Source organism: Salinimicrobium aquimaris (assembly GCF_035607535.1).
Taxonomy (GTDB): domain Bacteria; phylum Bacteroidota; class Bacteroidia; order Flavobacteriales; family Flavobacteriaceae; genus Salinimicrobium.
In genome coordinates, this window is the sequence record NZ_JAYDZX010000001.1 from 273,551 (window position 1) to 289,446 (window position 15,896).

Annotated in this window: 18 protein-coding genes; 2 read left to right on the top strand and 16 right to left on the bottom strand. The window is 43.1% G+C overall.

The annotated features are described in order from the left end of the window. Nucleotides 1-236 precede the first annotated feature (236 nt). From VR862_RS01260 to VR862_RS01335, 16 genes are all read right to left on the bottom strand, one after another. Nucleotides 237-653, bottom strand: coding sequence for a DUF1801 domain-containing protein (locus tag VR862_RS01260; RefSeq protein WP_324719125.1), 417 nt, complete (start codon nt 651-653; stop codon nt 237-239). Between the two features lie 3 nt (nt 654-656). Continuing rightward, on the bottom strand, nt 657-1,169 hold the full coding sequence (locus VR862_RS01265) for a DUF4251 domain-containing protein (RefSeq protein ID WP_324719126.1): 513 nt from the start codon (nt 1,167-1,169) through the stop codon (nt 657-659). A gap of 228 nt (nt 1,170-1,397) precedes the next feature. After that, on the bottom strand, nt 1,398-3,428 hold the full coding sequence (locus tag VR862_RS01270) for an aconitate hydratase (RefSeq protein ID WP_324719127.1): 2,031 nt from the start codon (nt 3,426-3,428) through the stop codon (nt 1,398-1,400). 273 nt (nt 3,429-3,701) lie between these two features. Next, nucleotides 3,702-4,433, bottom strand: coding sequence for a hypothetical protein (locus VR862_RS01275; protein WP_324719128.1), 732 nt, complete (start codon nt 4,431-4,433; stop codon nt 3,702-3,704). A 58-nt stretch (nt 4,434-4,491) separates the two neighbouring features. Next, the gene (locus VR862_RS01280) at nt 4,492-5,094 is read right to left on the bottom strand and encodes a 4'-phosphopantetheinyl transferase family protein (protein WP_324719129.1); all 603 of its coding nucleotides are present in this window, start codon (nt 5,092-5,094) and stop codon (nt 4,492-4,494) included. After that, a complete protein-coding gene (locus tag VR862_RS01285; RefSeq protein ID WP_324719130.1) occupies nt 5,091-5,345 on the bottom strand; it encodes an acyl carrier protein in 255 nt (84 codons plus the stop codon). Before VR862_RS01285 ends, VR862_RS01280 begins: the two co-directional genes overlap by 4 nt. Nucleotides 5,346-5,397: 52 nt before the next feature. Next, nucleotides 5,398-6,672 carry a beta-ketoacyl-[acyl-carrier-protein] synthase family protein gene (locus VR862_RS01290; RefSeq protein WP_324719131.1) on the bottom strand — a complete coding sequence of 425 codons (1,275 nt, stop codon included), beginning with the start codon at nt 6,670-6,672 and terminating at the stop codon, nt 5,398-5,400. Beyond that, nucleotides 6,665-7,132 (bottom strand): 3-hydroxyacyl-ACP dehydratase FabZ family protein, encoded by a 468-nt coding sequence (locus VR862_RS01295; protein WP_324719132.1) that lies wholly within the window; start codon nt 7,130-7,132, stop codon nt 6,665-6,667. Before VR862_RS01295 ends, VR862_RS01290 begins: the two co-directional genes overlap by 8 nt. Before the next feature lie 22 nt (nt 7,133-7,154). Continuing rightward, nucleotides 7,155-7,949 carry an enoyl-ACP reductase FabI gene (locus tag VR862_RS01300; RefSeq protein ID WP_324719133.1) on the bottom strand — a complete coding sequence of 265 codons (795 nt, stop codon included), beginning with the start codon at nt 7,947-7,949 and terminating at the stop codon, nt 7,155-7,157. Further along, nucleotides 7,943-8,995, bottom strand: a complete 1,053-nt coding sequence (locus VR862_RS01305) for a type III polyketide synthase (protein ID WP_324719134.1) — start codon at nt 8,993-8,995, stop codon at nt 7,943-7,945. Before VR862_RS01305 ends, VR862_RS01300 begins: the two co-directional genes overlap by 7 nt. An 11-nt stretch (nt 8,996-9,006) precedes the next feature. Then, complete coding sequence (locus VR862_RS01310; protein WP_324719135.1) at nt 9,007-9,714, bottom strand: methyltransferase domain-containing protein; 708 nt, start codon at nt 9,712-9,714, stop codon at nt 9,007-9,009. Further along, a complete protein-coding gene (locus VR862_RS01315; protein ID WP_324719136.1) occupies nt 9,714-10,832 on the bottom strand; it encodes an NAD(P)/FAD-dependent oxidoreductase in 1,119 nt (372 codons plus the stop codon). The genes VR862_RS01310 and VR862_RS01315 overlap by 1 nt, the downstream gene beginning before the upstream one ends. 61 nt (nt 10,833-10,893) lie before the next feature. Further along, on the bottom strand, nt 10,894-11,586 hold the full coding sequence (locus tag VR862_RS01320) for a YiaD family glycine zipper/OmpA-like lipoprotein (protein ID WP_324719137.1): 693 nt from the start codon (nt 11,584-11,586) through the stop codon (nt 10,894-10,896). 10 nt (nt 11,587-11,596) lie between these two features. Continuing rightward, nucleotides 11,597-12,067 (bottom strand): lipocalin family protein, encoded by a 471-nt coding sequence (locus tag VR862_RS01325; RefSeq protein ID WP_324719138.1) that lies wholly within the window; start codon nt 12,065-12,067, stop codon nt 11,597-11,599. A gap of 82 nt (nt 12,068-12,149) precedes the next feature. Then, nucleotides 12,150-12,311: a DUF1328 family protein gene (locus VR862_RS01330; protein ID WP_029033028.1), complete on the bottom strand. Its 162-nt coding sequence runs from the start codon at nt 12,309-12,311 to the stop codon at nt 12,150-12,152. A 129-nt stretch (nt 12,312-12,440) separates the two neighbouring features. Further along, a complete protein-coding gene (locus VR862_RS01335; protein WP_324719139.1) occupies nt 12,441-14,450 on the bottom strand; it encodes an alpha-ketoacid dehydrogenase subunit alpha/beta in 2,010 nt (669 codons plus the stop codon). Between the two features lie 127 nt (nt 14,451-14,577). Between VR862_RS01335 and VR862_RS01340 the strand changes: the two genes are divergently transcribed. Together VR862_RS01340 and VR862_RS01345 are read left to right on the top strand one after the other, a co-directional pair. After that, complete coding sequence (locus tag VR862_RS01340) at nt 14,578-15,525, top strand: isopenicillin N synthase family dioxygenase (RefSeq protein WP_324719631.1); 948 nt, start codon at nt 14,578-14,580, stop codon at nt 15,523-15,525. A gap of 5 nt (nt 15,526-15,530) precedes the next feature. After that, nucleotides 15,531-15,887 carry a translation initiation factor gene (locus VR862_RS01345; protein WP_324719140.1) on the top strand — a complete coding sequence of 119 codons (357 nt, stop codon included), beginning with the start codon at nt 15,531-15,533 and terminating at the stop codon, nt 15,885-15,887. The last annotated feature ends 9 nt before the right edge of the window (nt 15,888-15,896 follow it).

The window sequence follows — 15,896 nt, forward strand, 5'->3', positions numbered from 1 at the left end:
CATTCTGATTCTAATTTTTCTTCCAGGATCCTTGGGAATGCATCAGAAGGAAATATATTTTCCGCAGAATTCTCAAATAAGAAACCGGATTTTTCTGGTAGGATTTACAGGTGGGCCAATGGTATCTTTACAAGTGGATTAAATCTGAAGTACAGTAATCCTTGTATAAATACTTAAATTATATATTTGCACTATAATTTATATTATGTAAAATAGAAAACAAGGAGAACAGGTTGCTATTTGTATTTCTTCCTCATGTCCTCCACAGAATGGCTGATTAACTTTTTTAGAACTCCCCTGTCCACATCATCCAACTTTTTCAGGTATAAACATGAGGAGGAAGTTTTATATTTCCCCAGGTCCTTTAATAGTTCTTCATAGTCCTGAAAACCGGTCATAATATAAATTGTAAGATTTTGCTTCCTGGGAGAAAATCCTGTTAAGAACCATTCTCCTTCGTGACCCGATTTATATTTATAATGGTATTGTCCAAAACCAATCATATTTTCTCCCCACATTTTTGCAGATTCCCCGGTAACTTCAGAAAATATCTGCAAAAGCTCACAACAGTCGGCTTTCCGCTGTTCATTTTCTACCTGCTCGAGAAAATCTTCTACACTGGCTTCTGTAGGCTTTGTTTTTAATGTTGCCATGGACTACCGGTTTATCAATTTTCCGTCATAAATGATCGTTTCCCTTTGAGTAGAAGTTACTGAAGTACGAGCTACCCCGTTAGGAAAGATAGTGATAAGGAAATCCAGATTTTCGGTACTCCTGTTGCCTTCAAAAAAGATATTTACAGTTCCTTTTCCGGGATTTTCACGGAGTTCCAGGTTCTTTGGAACTCCTTTAAATTGTATGGCTCCGTCATCCGGATCATAGCCGCCACCGGCATATCTTTCTCCAAAGAATGGCAGATATACTTCTACAGAGTCATTTTCGAATTTTATACGGTTAGGATTCCCCAATAGGTTTACTCTGTTATATTGAGTGGGATTCGCCCAATCGTTCTCTATTTCAAATTCCAGATCGCTCACCTCTTCTACCATTTTCCGATACTCCGGATCATCTGCCATATTGCGGTTTGCACTACCACAGGCAGCTAGTAAAGAACCCAGGATCACAAGTACTCCCACAAACCTTCCGGTAAAACTAAAATACTTTTTCATGATCTTTAATTTGAACTAAAATATTAAATACCAGACAACTGCTGTAGATCGCTGAATCGTATTATTCATTAGAATTTTACAAGAAGCCAGAATGTCTTCCTGGTTCATTTCAGCATCTACACTTAAAAGAATCATAAAAATCCAGGTCAAAAACTCTGAGTCTAAGACAGTTTAGGACAAGCTGACTTTATCGTCCTTCAATCCGCCCTATTTCTGACCCCTCTTTTTTTATTTTACCTGTTTTCTCTCATTATCGGTCACAGTATTCTCTTTCACAGCATTAATATCTTTATTCTTAAGTTGTTCCTTGAATTCGTTAATGATTCCTCCTTTAAGCAGCACCTGGATCTGCCGGTCACTCATACTGTGTTTGGTTTCGATTTCAACAGTCTCACCACTACTCTTTTCAATGACAACTTTAATGTTGTTTCTGTTCTTCACATCCTCCCTTAAATTCAGGAGACTTACCTGATCGCCCTGCTCAATTTTGTCATAATCGGCAATATCAATGAATTCAAGTGGCAGGATTCCGAAATTCACCAGATTCTGCCAGGCAATACGGGCATAAGAATTGGCAATCACGGCGATCTGTCCCAGGTATTTTGGTGCCAAGGCAGCGTGCTCCCTGCTCGACCCTTGTGCATAGTTATCCTTTGCCACTACTACGTGCCCGCCATAATGATCTTTAGCTTCCTGCGCCCTGTCATAGAAGGTATCATCAATGACCGAATATGAGAATTTACTTATTTCGGGTAAATTACTCCGGAAAGGCAGCACCTCTGCTCCTGCCCGCAGAATTTCATCTGTTGAGATATTATCTCCCATTTTGAGCAAGACAGGCACATCACAGCTCTCTCTTAAAGGCTCAATGTATGGAAGTGATTTGATGTTGGGTCCCTTTTTTAGTTCCACATGAGAACCATCTTCCGGTGGTTTTACCAGCATCATGGTGTTGATCAATTCTTTTTCAGGATACTCATATTTCGGATATTTCATGTCATAAAGCTGCTCCAGGTCACGCGGATCTGTGATCTTTCCTGTTAAAGCTGAAGCTGCTGCAGTCTCGGGGCTGCATAGATACACCTGGTCATCTTCTGTTCCCGACCTGCTTGGGAAATTCCTTGGCATAGTTCTTAAACTGATGGTATCTGAAGCCGGTGCCTGGCCCATTCCAATACATCCCATACAACCGGATTGATGGAACCTTGCTCCTGCAGCGATTAGTTTCTCAAATCCCTTATTTGCGATCAAATTCTGGATCACCTGCCTTGAAGTTGGATTGATATCAAAAGACACTTCTTCCCGGGTGGCTTTGCCATCCACAATCGCTCCTGCAACCCAGAAGTCCCTAACCCCCGGGTTAGCTGATGATCCAATCACCACCTGCCCTATTTCCTTTCCTTCAACTTCTCTAACCGGCACCACATTTCCAGGGCTGGTAGGTTTGGCAATTAGAGGGACCAGCTCATCCAGAACGATCTCATCTTCCAGGTCGTAGGTGCAGCCTTCATCGGCGACCAATTCTATCCAGTCCTCTTCCCTATCCTGGCTTTTCAAAAATTTCCTGGTTATATCATCACTGGGAAAAACCGTAGTAGTCGCACCGAGTTCGGCACCCATATTTGCGATCACATGCCTGTCCATGGCACTCAATTCTTTTAAGCCGGGGCCGTAATATTCTATCACTTTCCCTACTCCACCTTTTACGTCATACCTCCTCAGCATTTCAAGTATCACATCTTTTGCACTCACCCAATCTGGCAACTTCCCGGTGAGCTTCACACCCATCACCTGTGGCATTTTCACAAAGTATGGCTGGCCGGCTATTGCGGCCGCCACGTCAAGGCCTCCTGTACCAATGGCAAGCATTCCCAAAGATCCTGCTGCAGGAGTGTGGGAGTCAGAACCTACCATCGTCTTTCCGGGTTTTCCAAAGCGCTCCATGTGTACCGGGTGACTCACGCCGTTTCCGGGCCTGCTGTACCAAATTCCAAACCGCTGTGAAGCGGAAAGCAAAAAAGCGTGATCATCGGCATTTTTAAAATCTGTTTGCAACAGGTTATGATCAACATACTGCACTGCAACCTCTGTCTTGGCTCTGTCCAGTCCCATTGCTTCCAGTTCCAGCTGCACAAGGGTTCCTGTAGCATCCTGTAGTAAAGCCTGGTCGATTTTTATACCTATCTCCTTTCCCGGAGTCATTTCTCCTTTCAAAAGGTGTTCTTTGATCAATTTCTGTGTGACGTTGAGTTGTGACATTTCGTGAAGATTTAATTCCTTTTAAATTATCAAAATTAGGTTGGAACTGCAGGTGGTTTAACAATATCTTATATTTAGGTTCACCCTTAGCAGAAAATAAAAAGGACTACCCGAAAAGCACCTTCCATATACCTCCACCGGAATTCTCCATTTTACAAACCCGAGAATTGAAGTGAAGGCGAAAGTACTCTAGGGAATAGCCCTCTCCTATAAAAAACCGCCACAGAATTCTAAGAATTCGCAGCGGTTGATCAGTCTATGAAATTTTGCAGATTAGAGATTAGGATTATTTCCACCTTCTCCGGTACTGCCCAGTTTCAAGATAAGATCTTTTTGCTGTCCTTCTGTAAGATTGAATTTAGGTTTCCCCTTGTACGGAAAGAAATAGCGAAATTCCCTTACATAAGTCCGCCAGTTCTCTGCAATACCACGGTTTTTGTTTTCACTTCCCGTATCTGCCCTCTTCAACTCGTCGCCTTCCTCATCGTAGGAAGTGGCTTCAACAGTATCTCCGGCAAAGATCATCCCGTTGTTTATTTCTGAATAGATGACCGCTGTTTCCCCGCTTTTCGAAGGAAAATCTGTGAGTTCTATAGAAAAGTGTTTAAAAATGTCATTTTTGCCGTTGATATCCCGTACGTTAAAATCGAGGTTAGTGTTATTCACCGGATGGCTAAAAATTGGTGCTCCGCCGGCATCTTCAGAGATCTCTTTTAAAGGAGCATATGTCTTTTGCAGCGCATCCTTATGCGTCACCAGGATCCCTTTGATCTTGTAGCCCTCCTCGACGAGGTGTTTTATACCTTCTTTTGCTCCAGATGCTGTTGTATCGATAAGGAGCATATCCTGCCTGTTCAAATGTCTTATGGCATAACCCTGTTTCCCGTCATCCATCTTTATAATGAAGGTATCGGGGATCATTTTGTGGAATTTTCCGGGTTCAGCTTGTTGAATAAATTCAGCCGACTGGCTGCTAATAACTTCTTTCTTATCTACAGACTTCATTTAGTTCGTTTTTGGATTCAATTAAAGATACAATTGCACCAAAAATCGTCCAAAGTCCTTAAGAGTGTTTAACTGATGTTTCACAGTTAATTAACGAGAGGCTGTAAGCGTAGAATTTACCGTGGCCGCTAAGGGAAAACCGGTCGAAATGGAAGCTTTCGTTATTGCTTAAAAAAGGGATTCCTAAGGCGTCTTTTTTAAGCTGAAGTTCTTTTTTGTCAATCTGATAATGATCTGAAACCTCTTCAATGATCCTGTGTTTTACTTCGGAAGGAAGGGCCTCAGAAATGACATTTTTGACACCCAAGGCAGGATCTTTCTTTGCGGAAGTATGAATATATTCTGAAGTAAATTTTGAAGTAGTAAAATAAGTTTCTCCTGAAATATTTACCGTACCTGAAGCCTTGTCTTTAGTAATGTCTAAAATCCTGCATTCCTGTGCCAGCCAGTTGAGCCGGCGGGCCAAATTGAATTCCCGTTGATGTGCCTTATATGCAGCTTCTTTCATGCTCCATAAAAGCCAAACCATCAGGTTTTCGTCTGGTGATGTTGTGATGACCGACTGTTCAGCTTCTGAAAAAACTTTTTTCAGGAAGCCTTTACGGCTCCAGTCGCTTTGTTGGCCGGCGAGCTCAAGGTCAATGATATCATTCCCTATCACTGTTCTCTTTGCTTTGTCTTTATGATCTCCACGGCATCATTTACCGTGAGCATGTTATCCATGGAATCATTATCGATCGCAATGTTGAATTCGTCTTCCACGTCAAGAACGATATCCACCAGGTTAGCCGAATTTATCTCCAGGTCCTGGATAAAATCTGTTTCTTCCCCAAAGTCTTGAAAAGCCAGATCATTCTGTACATAAGGCTTCACGATTTTTTTGAGGCAATAGATTATCTCATTTGTTTCCATCTTCTATAGGTTCGAGGTTCTAGGTTCAAGGTTGGTGCTTGAAAAGCAAATTTTAATTCCTGAATTTACTAAAAATCACAACTGCATTCACATCTCCAAATCCGAAACTTGCTTTGGCCACTTTATTTACTTCTCTAAAAAGGCTTTTTTGGGGTACTTTTTCCCTGGTCGCCAATTTTGAAATTTCGGGATGTAGATCTTCAGAATTGATATTTCCAAAGATGAAATCCTCAGATATCTGAAGGACGCTTGCCACACTTTCCACACTTCCGGCGGCACTTAGGCAATGACCGGTAAGGCTTTTTAAGCTGTTGATGTAAGGGAACTCTTTTCCCGAAGCTTCCAATGCTTCGCTCCAGTTCTTAATTTCTGTAGCATCCATGGCAGTTGCAGTCAAATGTCCATTGACACTGTCAATTTCATCACCCCGAACTCCCGCGTCAAAAATGGCATTTTTGATACATCTTTTTACACCTTCAGAATTTGGAGCTGTCATACTGCCTTTATTTCTTTGTCCGCCGCTGTTGATGTGGCCTCCAAGGACTTCAGCATAGATCCTGGCGCCTCTTTCCAAAGCCGATTCCAGGTCTTCCAGCACCAGTGCCCCTGCTCCACTCCCCGGAACAAACCCTGCCGCCGATTCGCTCATTGGCCGCGATCCCTCGTCAGGATTATCGTTGTACTTGCCAGGGAGAATGCGCATGGCATCAAAACCTCCCCAAATATAGGGACCGCTGTCGCTGCAGCTCCCGGCGAGAATTCTCTTGGCTTTACCGGACCTTATTCTTTCGGCAGCCATTAAAATAGCCTCTGTTCCCGTAGTACAGGCCGAGGAATTGGTGGTCACCTGGTTTCCGCAGGCGAGTTTACTGTTAAGATAGGCACTTATCCCGCTGGCCATGGTTTGGATGACGCTCGTGCTACCAAGCCTGCGCGTATTTTTTTCATCGATCAAATGAATGGCCTCCCGGAATTTATCCACTCCAAGGATTCCGGTTCCAAAGATGATCCCGCTTTCCCAATCAGTTTCCGTTTCAGGTCCAACAGGAAGTCCGGCATCTTTCCAGGCATCAACCCCAGAAATAACACCATACACAATCCCACTGCTGTTAAGCCCACGCAGTTCCAGGTCCGTGAAATAACCTTTCAACATTTCCTCCGGAATTTCGGGCTGACCGGCAATCTGGCACCTGAACCTGAGCCGCTCAAGTTCGGGATGAAATGAAATTCCGCTTTTGCCATTTTTGAGGCTTTCAGAAAATGCGTCAAGTCCTACTCCATTTGGAGCGGCAACACCCATTCCAGTTATAACTACTCTCCTATTCATTGGCTTTGATCATTCCTGAAATTTCTCCTTTACACACCAGCTTTTCTTCAGCGTTAAACATCTTTACGTTGCACTTCAATTTATTGAACCTGAAATAAACTTTTTCTGAAACTACCTTCACTTTCTCTCCCGGTAAAACAGGTAAGTAATAATCAATAGTTGAATTCGACAGAGCTACACTACAATTCTCGGGTTCGGTATCTTTCAGCAGAAAAATTCCGAGGCAAACGACTCCAATCTGTGCCATACATTCGGTAAGAATGACCCCCGGCGTCACCGGATTATCCTTAAAGTGTCCTTTATAAAAAAACTCATCCTGTTGAAAAGTATAGGTCCCGGAAATGCCATTTTCGGATACCTTTTCCAGCTCATCTACAAACAGAAATGGTTCAGAATAAGGTAAAAGATCAATAATATCTTTATTCTCTAATGTCTCCCCTTTAAACTGTTTATTCTTCAAACTCTCAACTATTAACTCTTAACTACTTCAGGTGTTCCCCTCCATTTACAGGGATCACAGTACCCGTTATCCAGCTGGCTTCGTCCTTGCTTAGCAGGTAAACAGCATTGGCAACATCGGCCGGAGTCGTAAGTCGCTTAAACGGATTCCTCTTCAAAGCATGTTGTCTTAATGTTTCATAACCGGGAATCAATTCGAGAGAACGCGTTACCGTCACTCCCGCCTGAATGCAGTTCGCCCGAATCCCTTCAGGAGCAAACTCCAGAGCGATACTGCGGGTAATGGCCTCCAGAGCCACCTTGGCTGCCGAAACTGCCGCGTAATCTTTCCAGGCTTTTGTATTGCCTTCACTGGTAAAGGATAGAATGCGCGCATCTTTCGCAAACAAGCCTGCATCATAAATTAATTTGGTCCAGTCGTAAAGACTAATGGCCATCGCATCTATGGTTTGCTGAAAGTCATCGTTGCGAAGGGTCGACTCCCCTCCTAACATCGATTTAAGGTTTCCCTTGGAAATGCTGTGCAACATGGTTCTTATTTTTCCCGAATCACCCAATATCTCCTGCATTTCCTGTCTAATCTCCTCTCGCCGGTCTTTCCTGGTGGCGTCCCGGTTAAAGGAATGAAGCTTTACTCCAAGCTTCCTGATCTCATCAAAAGCCGACTTGATTTCGGGTAGGTCATCTTTCCGGTCACGATGAACCACAAGGATGTTCATGCCATGTTCGGCCAGTTTTTTGGCCGAAGCAAAACCAAGGCCGCTACTTCCGCCAAGCACCAGGGCCCAGTAATCTTTTCCTTCAAAGTCCTTTACCATTCCAGCAATATTTTTTGGGCCGAAAATCCGGGGCCAAAACTCAGCATAAGTCCTTGCTCCCCTTCCTGTATGGGCCGGTTAAGAAATCTTTCCAGTACATAGAGCACTGTAGCACTGCTCATATTTCCGTAAAGCCGCAGCACCTCTTTCGTATCATCTATATTCTTACCTAATTTACCAAAAAGATCTTCAACTGTTTGCACAATCTTTTTTCCGCCGGGATGAAAGATCAGGTGCTCAACTTTTTCAATGGATGATTCATGTTTCTCAAGGAATGGATGAATGATTTGTGGGAAATGATCGGCAATGGTTTGAGGAACATCGGGATCGAGCACCATCTTTAATCCAAGATCCGTCAGATCAAAGCCCATGAGATGTGTGGCGTCAAAAAAGTGGTACATATCATCGCCAATGATTTTTGGGCCTTTTGCATGATCTTCAGAAGACATAAGAACGCATGCAGCACCATCTCCAAAAATGGCAGCACTCACCATATTTGCCATAGAAAAATCTTCAAGCTGGAAGGTTGCAGTGGGACTTTCTACTGCTATAACCGCAGCCCGCTTCCCCGGATTTGCCTTTAAAAAATTGTTGGCATAGATCATACCCGAAATTCCGGCAGCGCAACCCATTTCTGTCACAGGTAATCGAAGTACATCCTGCCTCATCTGCAACTCGTTGATAAGGTAAGCATCCAGGGATGGGATCATGATCCCTGTGCAGCTAACGGTGATGAGATAATCAACAGAGTCTGCTTCCCATCCCGACTGCTCCAATGCCTTTTTCAACACGCCCGATCCAAGCTTCTTTACCTCCCTTGCGTAAATGCGGTTCTTATCTTCAAAGGAAGTGGCAGTAAAAACTTCTGAAGGTTCCATGATGGAGTACCTTTTGTCTACGGCAGCCCCTTCGAAGATCTTGATCACTTTCCTTTTAAACCGCTCCTCCTGCCCATCTAGCCAGGTTTCCACGAAGGGAATTACCTCTGCGGTCTCCCGGGAATATTGTGGAAGTTGTTTTGCTACAGTAGTTATTTTTACACTCATTCCTGGTTTTTCTATTTGTATAATATCCATTGATATCTAAAGGCCCACTTTTGATTGATCTCCTGGCGACCCACCTGCAGACCTTTTCCAAAAGCTTCAAGTTCCTTCTTTTTAAAGCTTCTTAGAATGGAAGTAAGGCCATCTTTCCTGTTGATCTCCCTAATCCCGAAAGCTCTGCAAAACGCCTGAAACAGGTAATAAGCCGTTTTACTTCTTTGAAGATCGTTGATCACCACTCCCAGCCCCGCTTTGCTGGTAAATATTTTCATGAGCCGTACGATCTGCTCATCGTTAAAATGGTGCAGTGTCAAGGTACATAAAATAATATCTGCTTCAAGAGCTTCAAATTCTTCAGAAAAGACATCCATCGCCTTGAAGGAAACTTCGGGATAAGCTTTGAGATTTTCTTCGGCTATTTCCATCGCATTTTCATTGGCATCTATTCCCAACAGCTCAAATTTATCACCCGTTCTTCGGCCGCATTTGGCCACTTCCTTTAAAATGCTGCCGTTCCCACAACCTACATCAATGATCTTTATCGGCCTTTTATAACAGCCACTTTTCAGAATTTTTTGAACCCCCTCAACAGTAATGCTATTTCCTCCCAGGAGCCGGTTCACCTTGTCCAGGTCCCGCAGGGTTTTTGCCAGCTCCTCTCCCTGCATCTCAAGATCATCCATGATCTCTTTTTTACCCGATCTCTTCTCTGTACTAATCATTAAATAATTGGTTCTCCATGAGTTTGTTTAATGATCTTTGGAAGTAGAAAAGGTACACTGGAAATCAAGGTTTGTGAAATTTCCGCAAGATTTTCCCTAAGCAGGATCTTTTGAAGCCAGGCAGCAGTACTAAACCTTTTGCTGAATAGCTGCTCCCATTTTTCCCTGTATGCCGCTTCCATTTCTTCACGGGGGTTTTTTAATCTTAGATGGTGCAGGATCTCTTCGGAAGCTGTTTTGGCGCTGTGAATGGCTATGGCCATCCCGTTACCGCAAAGCGGGTGAATGAGCCCCGCGGCATCTCCCAGCATAAGGACGTGATCTTCAACAGCTTCTTTTTTACTGAAAGAGATCTGTGCAATAGTAAGCGGCTGCTCAAGAACAGGAGAAGCCTTGGCTAAGACATCATCCAAAAACGGGTTTTTCCGAAGCACTTTTTGATTGAATTTTTCCGGGTCCCTGAACTCTTTAAAGCTGTTATATGTGGCCAGATAGCAAATATTTACATTACCTGTTTCTGTTCTGGAAATTCCGCAGTAGCCTCCTTTAAAATTGTGAAGTGCCACCAGGTCATCGGGAAAATCCTTCAGCCGGTAGTGGTTCTTAACTGCTACCCAGGGAGCGGGTTCTTTAAAGAATTTCCTGTCGAGATTTTTGTCCAAAAGAGATCTTTTTCCGAAGCTACCAAGAACAATGTCGGCCGCATATTTAGCTTCCGATGTAGTCACATTAAAATTGTTATTCAAAAATTGAATTTTCAGAGCCTTTTCCTGCCGCACCTCTACTCCGTTGGTCTTTGCAACCTCAAAGAAGAGATTATCAAGAGCGTACCTGCTCACCCCATAAGCTCCCAAAGGCAATTTTACTTCTATGCTCTTTCCTGAAGGGGTGCTATAAAGTAATCTATCAATATTTTTCGGCTGCAGTTCATCAAGCGGAATCCCCAGTTCTTCCAGGTAAGGCGCCACCTCGCGGGAGAGATATTCCCCGCAGACCTTATGGTGCGGAAAAGCATCCTTCTCAAAAAGAGTGACTTTTTGCCCTTTTTGGGACAGGTGTATTGCAGCTGTTAAACCGGCAAGGCCACCGCCAACAATGATGATGTTCTTTTGCTCCATCTGGATTTCTTCGGAATAAAAAAACCCGGCATAAACCGGGTTCTTTAGCGTGGACCGGGATCTAGTTGCCGGCCTGTTGTTCTGCTTCTCTCTTAAGTTCTTCGTTAGCCACAATAGCTAATTCCACCCTTCTGTTCTTGGATCTTCCTTCAACAGTAGAGTTGTCATACTTTGGCTGAGATTCCCCGTACCATTTGGTAGTTATCCTTCCCGAGGAGATTCCCTGGCTGGTAAGGAAATTGGTCACGGCTTGCGCCCTGTTCTTTGAAAGGGTAAGGTTATAAGCATCGCTCCCTGTACTATCTGTATGTCCTTCCACCAGAATATTCGTATTTGGATATTCCTTGAATATGTTTGCAAGAGACATTAAAGCTTCACGGGATTGCCCTTCAATGGCATATTTGTCTGTAGCGAAATATACCCCACTGGTTTCATCGAAGGTTACGTTGATACCTTCTCCTACTCTTTCAACTTCTGCACCGGGGATCTCTTCTTCGATCCTTTGGGCCTGTTTATCCATGCGGTCTCCAATGTAAGCTCCGGCAGCACCACCTACGACACCACCAATAATGGCACCGAGAGCAGTATTTCCTTCACCTACGTTGTTACCTACAACTCCACCAATAACGGCACCACCGGTGGCACCAATTACGGTTCCTTTTTGTTTATTACTTGCATTCCTGGTCGCGTCACAACCAATTAGCATGACTGCGGCAAATAAAATGGCAAAAAATCTGTTTTGTCTTATTTTCATAGTAGTTCAATTATTTATTAAAATTCATTCTGATCGTAAAAGGTTTTCCTTCAAAATTGACGATTTGTTCCCAGGTCATTTGACTTCCGGAGAGCTGAGTAAGATTGATCCTGTAACCTTTATTCCCCATTTCAGATTTATGATCGGAGTTGGTGGGTTTGAACATGAGATCATAGCTACTCATCCCGGCCTCTTCAATTGACCAGATAAAGAACCTGGTATCGGAACCACAGTTCATTCCCGAAGGAATATACGAACCGGTATTATTGTTCGAAATAAAATTCCAGGTACTGCCTTCGAGACAACTCGCCGGCACATTGTCCAGTAGGGAAACCTGTACATTTTGATTATTTCCCGGATAGGTGATACTGGTCAATTGCCAGTCACCTCTCATGGTTTCTCTCGCTTCATTTACCACACGGCTGGAACCGCAGGACAAGAGAAAGACCATACTTAAAATTAATACTGCAATCTTTTTCATTTTTCTTTTTTTGGATTAATAAAAAATCCAATGTCACGGTCGCAAAACCATAATTATGACATTGGATTAATTCTTTCTACAATTACCTTCTAAAAAGTCTACTTATCAAAGCTATAACCAGTAGAACTAGGAAGATGTAAAAGATGATCTGCGCAATATCGGCAGCACCTTCTGCAATTCCCCCAAAGCCAAATATGGCAGCAATAATTGCAATGATTAAAAAGATAACGATTAATCGTATCATAATTTAAGGTTTTAGTGATTAGTTACTCTAAATTACGTTTCGACCTCCCGTCAGACAAAAGATTATTACTTATTTAACAATTTTTTTGTAAAGAAATCCTAACAAGCTGCAGATCCCGCCAATTCTTTCTTAATACTTCAATAATTCCTGAATTTTAGCTTCAAATCTCTTTTTTGGAAGATAGCCTTCTTCCAGGTTTTTTGAGAACGGAACAGGAGTTTCCAAACTCCCTACCCTCATCACGGGAGCATCGAGATATTCAAAACCTTTTTCTGCAAGAATAGCGGCAATATCTGAGCCTACCGCTCCAAAAAGGCTGTCTTCCTGAAGAATAATTACCTTTCCTGTCTTTTTCACCGAAGCAAGAATAGCATCCAGGTCCAAAGGTTGAAGGCTTCGTAGATCCAGAAGATCGGCACTTATTTTGGGATGTTGGTCCAGGATTTCAATAGCCCAGTGTACCGCTGCTCCAAAGCTTATTACCGTTACATCTTCCCCTTCCCTAAGCAAAGCTGCTTTTCCAAAAGGCAGGGTGTAATAATCTACGGGAACTTCCTGCCGAATACTTCTGTACAAGGCTTTATGTTCAAAGAAAAGCACCGGATTAGGGTCGTTGAAAGCAGTGTTCAGCAAACCTTTGGCATCATAAGGGAAAGCAGGGTAAACAACTTTTAAGCCGGGTGTCTTGGTAAACCAGGCTTCGTTGGTTTGACTGTGAAAAGGACCTGCTCCTACCCCCGCACCGCAAGGCATTCTTATGACCACATCGGCATTTTGGTCCCAGCGGTAATGTACTTTGGCCAGGTAATTCACTATAGGGTTAAAGCCTGAACTCACAAAATCGGCAAATTGCATTTCCACCATCGCCTTCATTCCTTTAATGGAAAGTCCCATTGCAGTTTCAACAATACCCGATTCACAAATAGGGGTGTTTCTCACTCTCTCCTTACCAAAATCTTCAATAAAACCTTCGGTGATTTTAAAGACTCCGCCATACTCGGCAATGTCCTGCCCCATAAGAATTAAATTCTCATGTCGCTGCATTGACTGCCTTAGCCCTTGAGAAACCGCGTCAATGAAACGCAGCTCTTTAGTTTCTTCTGAAGGACTAACTTCCTGATATACAAAATCTTCATACACATCATCTAACTCCTTAGTTTCATCAAATTCAATAACTGGTTCAGAATTTGCAATTCTGAGAGCTTCGTCTATTTCCTTCCTGATCTCCTCTCTATACTGAGTATCAAGTGCTTCATTGAGAATTTTTTCTGAAAGGAGGAATTCCCGGTAATTTTCTACCGGATCTTTCTTTGCCCATTCATTCATCAATTCATCTGGCACATATTTGGTCCCGCTAGCCTCTTCGTGACCTCTCATCCTGAAAGTCTTGAACTCAACCAGAACAGGGCGTGGTTTTTCCCGCATACTCGTGGCAAGCCTGGAAATTTTAGAATAGACTTCTAATATGTTGTTACCATCTATGATATGGCTTTCCATTCCGTATCCTACAGCACGATGCGCAATATGCTCACAATTATACTGCTCCTTTGTTGGGGTGGAAAGTCCGTACCCATTGTTTTCTATACAGAAGAGGACCGGTAATTGCCAAACTGAAGCTATATTCAGGGCTTCATGGAAATCTCCTTCACTGGTTCCCCCTTCGCCCGTAAAAACAGCGGTGATCTTTTGCTCTTTTTGTAGCCTGTGTGCAAGCGCGATCCCGTCGGCTACACCCAATTGTGGACCAAGATGAGAGATCATCCCCACAATCTTATATTCCTGTGTTCCAAAATGAAAACTGCGATCCCGGCCTTGAGTAAAGCCGGAAGCTTTGCCCTGCCACTGAGAAAAAAGCCTGTAAAGAGGGATCTCTCTTGAGGTAAAAACTCCGAGGTTGCGGTGCATGGGAAGGATATATTCATCCTTTTCAAGAGAATGTGTAACACCAATAGAGATGGCTTCCTGTCCTATCCCGCTAAACCACTTAGATATTTTTCCCTGTCTTAGGAGCACCAGCATTTTTTCCTCAATAAGCCTTGGCTTTAGAAGAGCCCTGTAAAGATCGAGCAGCTTGTTGTCTTCAAGGTTTGATCTATCGTACCTTATATTCAACTGAAACGGAGTTTCCTTAATTTCCATACTAAAAGATTGCTTTACCAAATGTACTCAAATTTGGTTTCCTTGTTATTAAGAATAAACTAAAGCCCGCTTCACTCTTGGGATTTTATTTAACTTTGTGAAGTAAACTAAACAAGATCTTATGGAAATGAACAACATTCCCAGTGTTGACCTAGCAGACTTCCTGTCTGATGACCCGAAGCGAAAGCAAAAATTTGTTGATGAGATAGGTAAAGCCTATGAAGAAATAGGTTTTGTAGCTCTTAAAAATCATTTTTTGAGTGATAATCTGGTTGATGAGCTTTATAAAGAAGTGAAGAACTTCTTCGCTCTTCCTTTGGAGACCAAACAGAAATATGAAATTGAAGGTCTTGCGGGCCAGCGGGGGTATATTTCCTTCGGAAAAGAACATGCTAAGGGAAAAAAAGAAGGAGATCTTAAAGAGTTCTGGCATTTTGGCCAGGAACCTTCCGACGATGCCAATCTTACCGAAGAATATCCTGAAAATGTACAGGTCAAGGAACTTCCGGATTTCAACCATACCGGGATGGAAGCATACCGCATGTTGGAGAAGACCGGGATCTACGTACTTCGTGCTCTTGCACTTTATATTGGTTTGGATGAATTCTATTTTGACCATTGGGCAAGTAACGGAAACAGTATCCTTCGACCTATTCACTACCCTCCTATTACAGAAGAACCAAAAGGAGCCGTTCGTGCAGGGGCACATGGGGATATTAATTTGATCACTCTTTTGATGGGAGCTTCTACAGGAGGTTTACAGGTGCTTAGAAAGGACGGAGAATGGATAGATGCCATTCCAGAGGAAGATGAACTGGTGATCAACGTGGGAGATATGCTGGAAAGACATACCAATAACAAATTGCGAAGTACCATTCACCGTGTGATCAATCCTCCTAAGGAACAATGGAGCACCCCGAGATATTCTATACCTTTCTTTATGCATCCTCGAAGTGAAATGCCCCTTAACTGCCTGGAAGAGTGCATTGATGATGAGCATCCTAAAGCCTATCCCGATATCACTGCAGGAGAGTTCCTTCACCAGCGACTGGTAGAGATCGGTCTCAAAAAATAGATCCTATGGCTAAGAAAAAGATGGGACTTGAAGATCTTGGAGGTTTCTTTTTTTCAACCGATAAAGATTTTGACCCGGAACATTCTAAAGATGAAGAGCAGGACGAAGTGCTTGCTCCTAAAGATCAACTTCTTGAAGCCCACTATAGTTCAAAAGGACGTGCAGGAAAGAAGGTGACGGTTGTAAAAGGCTTTGTTGGCCCCGAAGAAGATCTCAACGCACTGGGAAGAGATCTTAAAAAGAAGTGCGGCGTTGGAGGCTCCGTAAAGGATGGAGAAATTATTATTCAGGGAGATGTGCGGGATAAAGTAATGTCTTATCTTCGGGAACTTGGCTACAAAGTAAAGCGCATAGGAGGCTAAGCTAAATTC

Bases quoted from the DNA above. Each gene is read 5' to 3' on its own strand.
- VR862_RS01260 (WP_324719125.1), bottom strand. From the start codon at position 653: ATGGCAACATTAAAAACAAAGCCTACAGAAGCCAGTGTAGAAGATTTT.
- VR862_RS01265 (WP_324719126.1), bottom strand. From the start codon at position 1,169: ATGAAAAAGTATTTTAGTTTTACCGGAAGGTTTGTGGGAGTACTTGTG.
- VR862_RS01270 (WP_324719127.1), bottom strand. From the start codon at position 3,428: ATGTCACAACTCAACGTCACACAGAAATTGATCAAAGAACACCTTTTG.
- VR862_RS01275 (WP_324719128.1), bottom strand. From the start codon at position 4,433: ATGAAGTCTGTAGATAAGAAAGAAGTTATTAGCAGCCAGTCGGCTGAA.
- VR862_RS01285 (WP_324719130.1), bottom strand. From the start codon at position 5,345: ATGGAAACAAATGAGATAATCTATTGCCTCAAAAAAATCGTGAAGCCT.
- VR862_RS01290 (WP_324719131.1), bottom strand. From the start codon at position 6,672: ATGAATAGGAGAGTAGTTATAACTGGAATGGGTGTTGCCGCTCCAAAT.
- VR862_RS01300 (WP_324719133.1), bottom strand. From the start codon at position 7,949: ATGGTAAAGGACTTTGAAGGAAAAGATTACTGGGCCCTGGTGCTTGGC.
- VR862_RS01305 (WP_324719134.1), bottom strand. From the start codon at position 8,995: ATGAGTGTAAAAATAACTACTGTAGCAAAACAACTTCCACAATATTCC.
- VR862_RS01310 (WP_324719135.1), bottom strand. From the start codon at position 9,714: ATGATTAGTACAGAGAAGAGATCGGGTAAAAAAGAGATCATGGATGAT.
- VR862_RS01315 (WP_324719136.1), bottom strand. From the start codon at position 10,832: ATGGAGCAAAAGAACATCATCATTGTTGGCGGTGGCCTTGCCGGTTTA.
- VR862_RS01320 (WP_324719137.1), bottom strand. From the start codon at position 11,586: ATGAAAATAAGACAAAACAGATTTTTTGCCATTTTATTTGCCGCAGTC.
- VR862_RS01325 (WP_324719138.1), bottom strand. From the start codon at position 12,067: ATGAAAAAGATTGCAGTATTAATTTTAAGTATGGTCTTTCTCTTGTCC.
- VR862_RS01330 (WP_029033028.1), bottom strand. From the start codon at position 12,311: ATGATACGATTAATCGTTATCTTTTTAATCATTGCAATTATTGCTGCC.
- VR862_RS01335 (WP_324719139.1), bottom strand. From the start codon at position 14,450: ATGGAAATTAAGGAAACTCCGTTTCAGTTGAATATAAGGTACGATAGA.
- VR862_RS01340 (WP_324719631.1), top strand. From the start codon at position 14,578: ATGAACAACATTCCCAGTGTTGACCTAGCAGACTTCCTGTCTGATGAC.
- VR862_RS01345 (WP_324719140.1), top strand. From the start codon at position 15,531: ATGGCTAAGAAAAAGATGGGACTTGAAGATCTTGGAGGTTTCTTTTTT.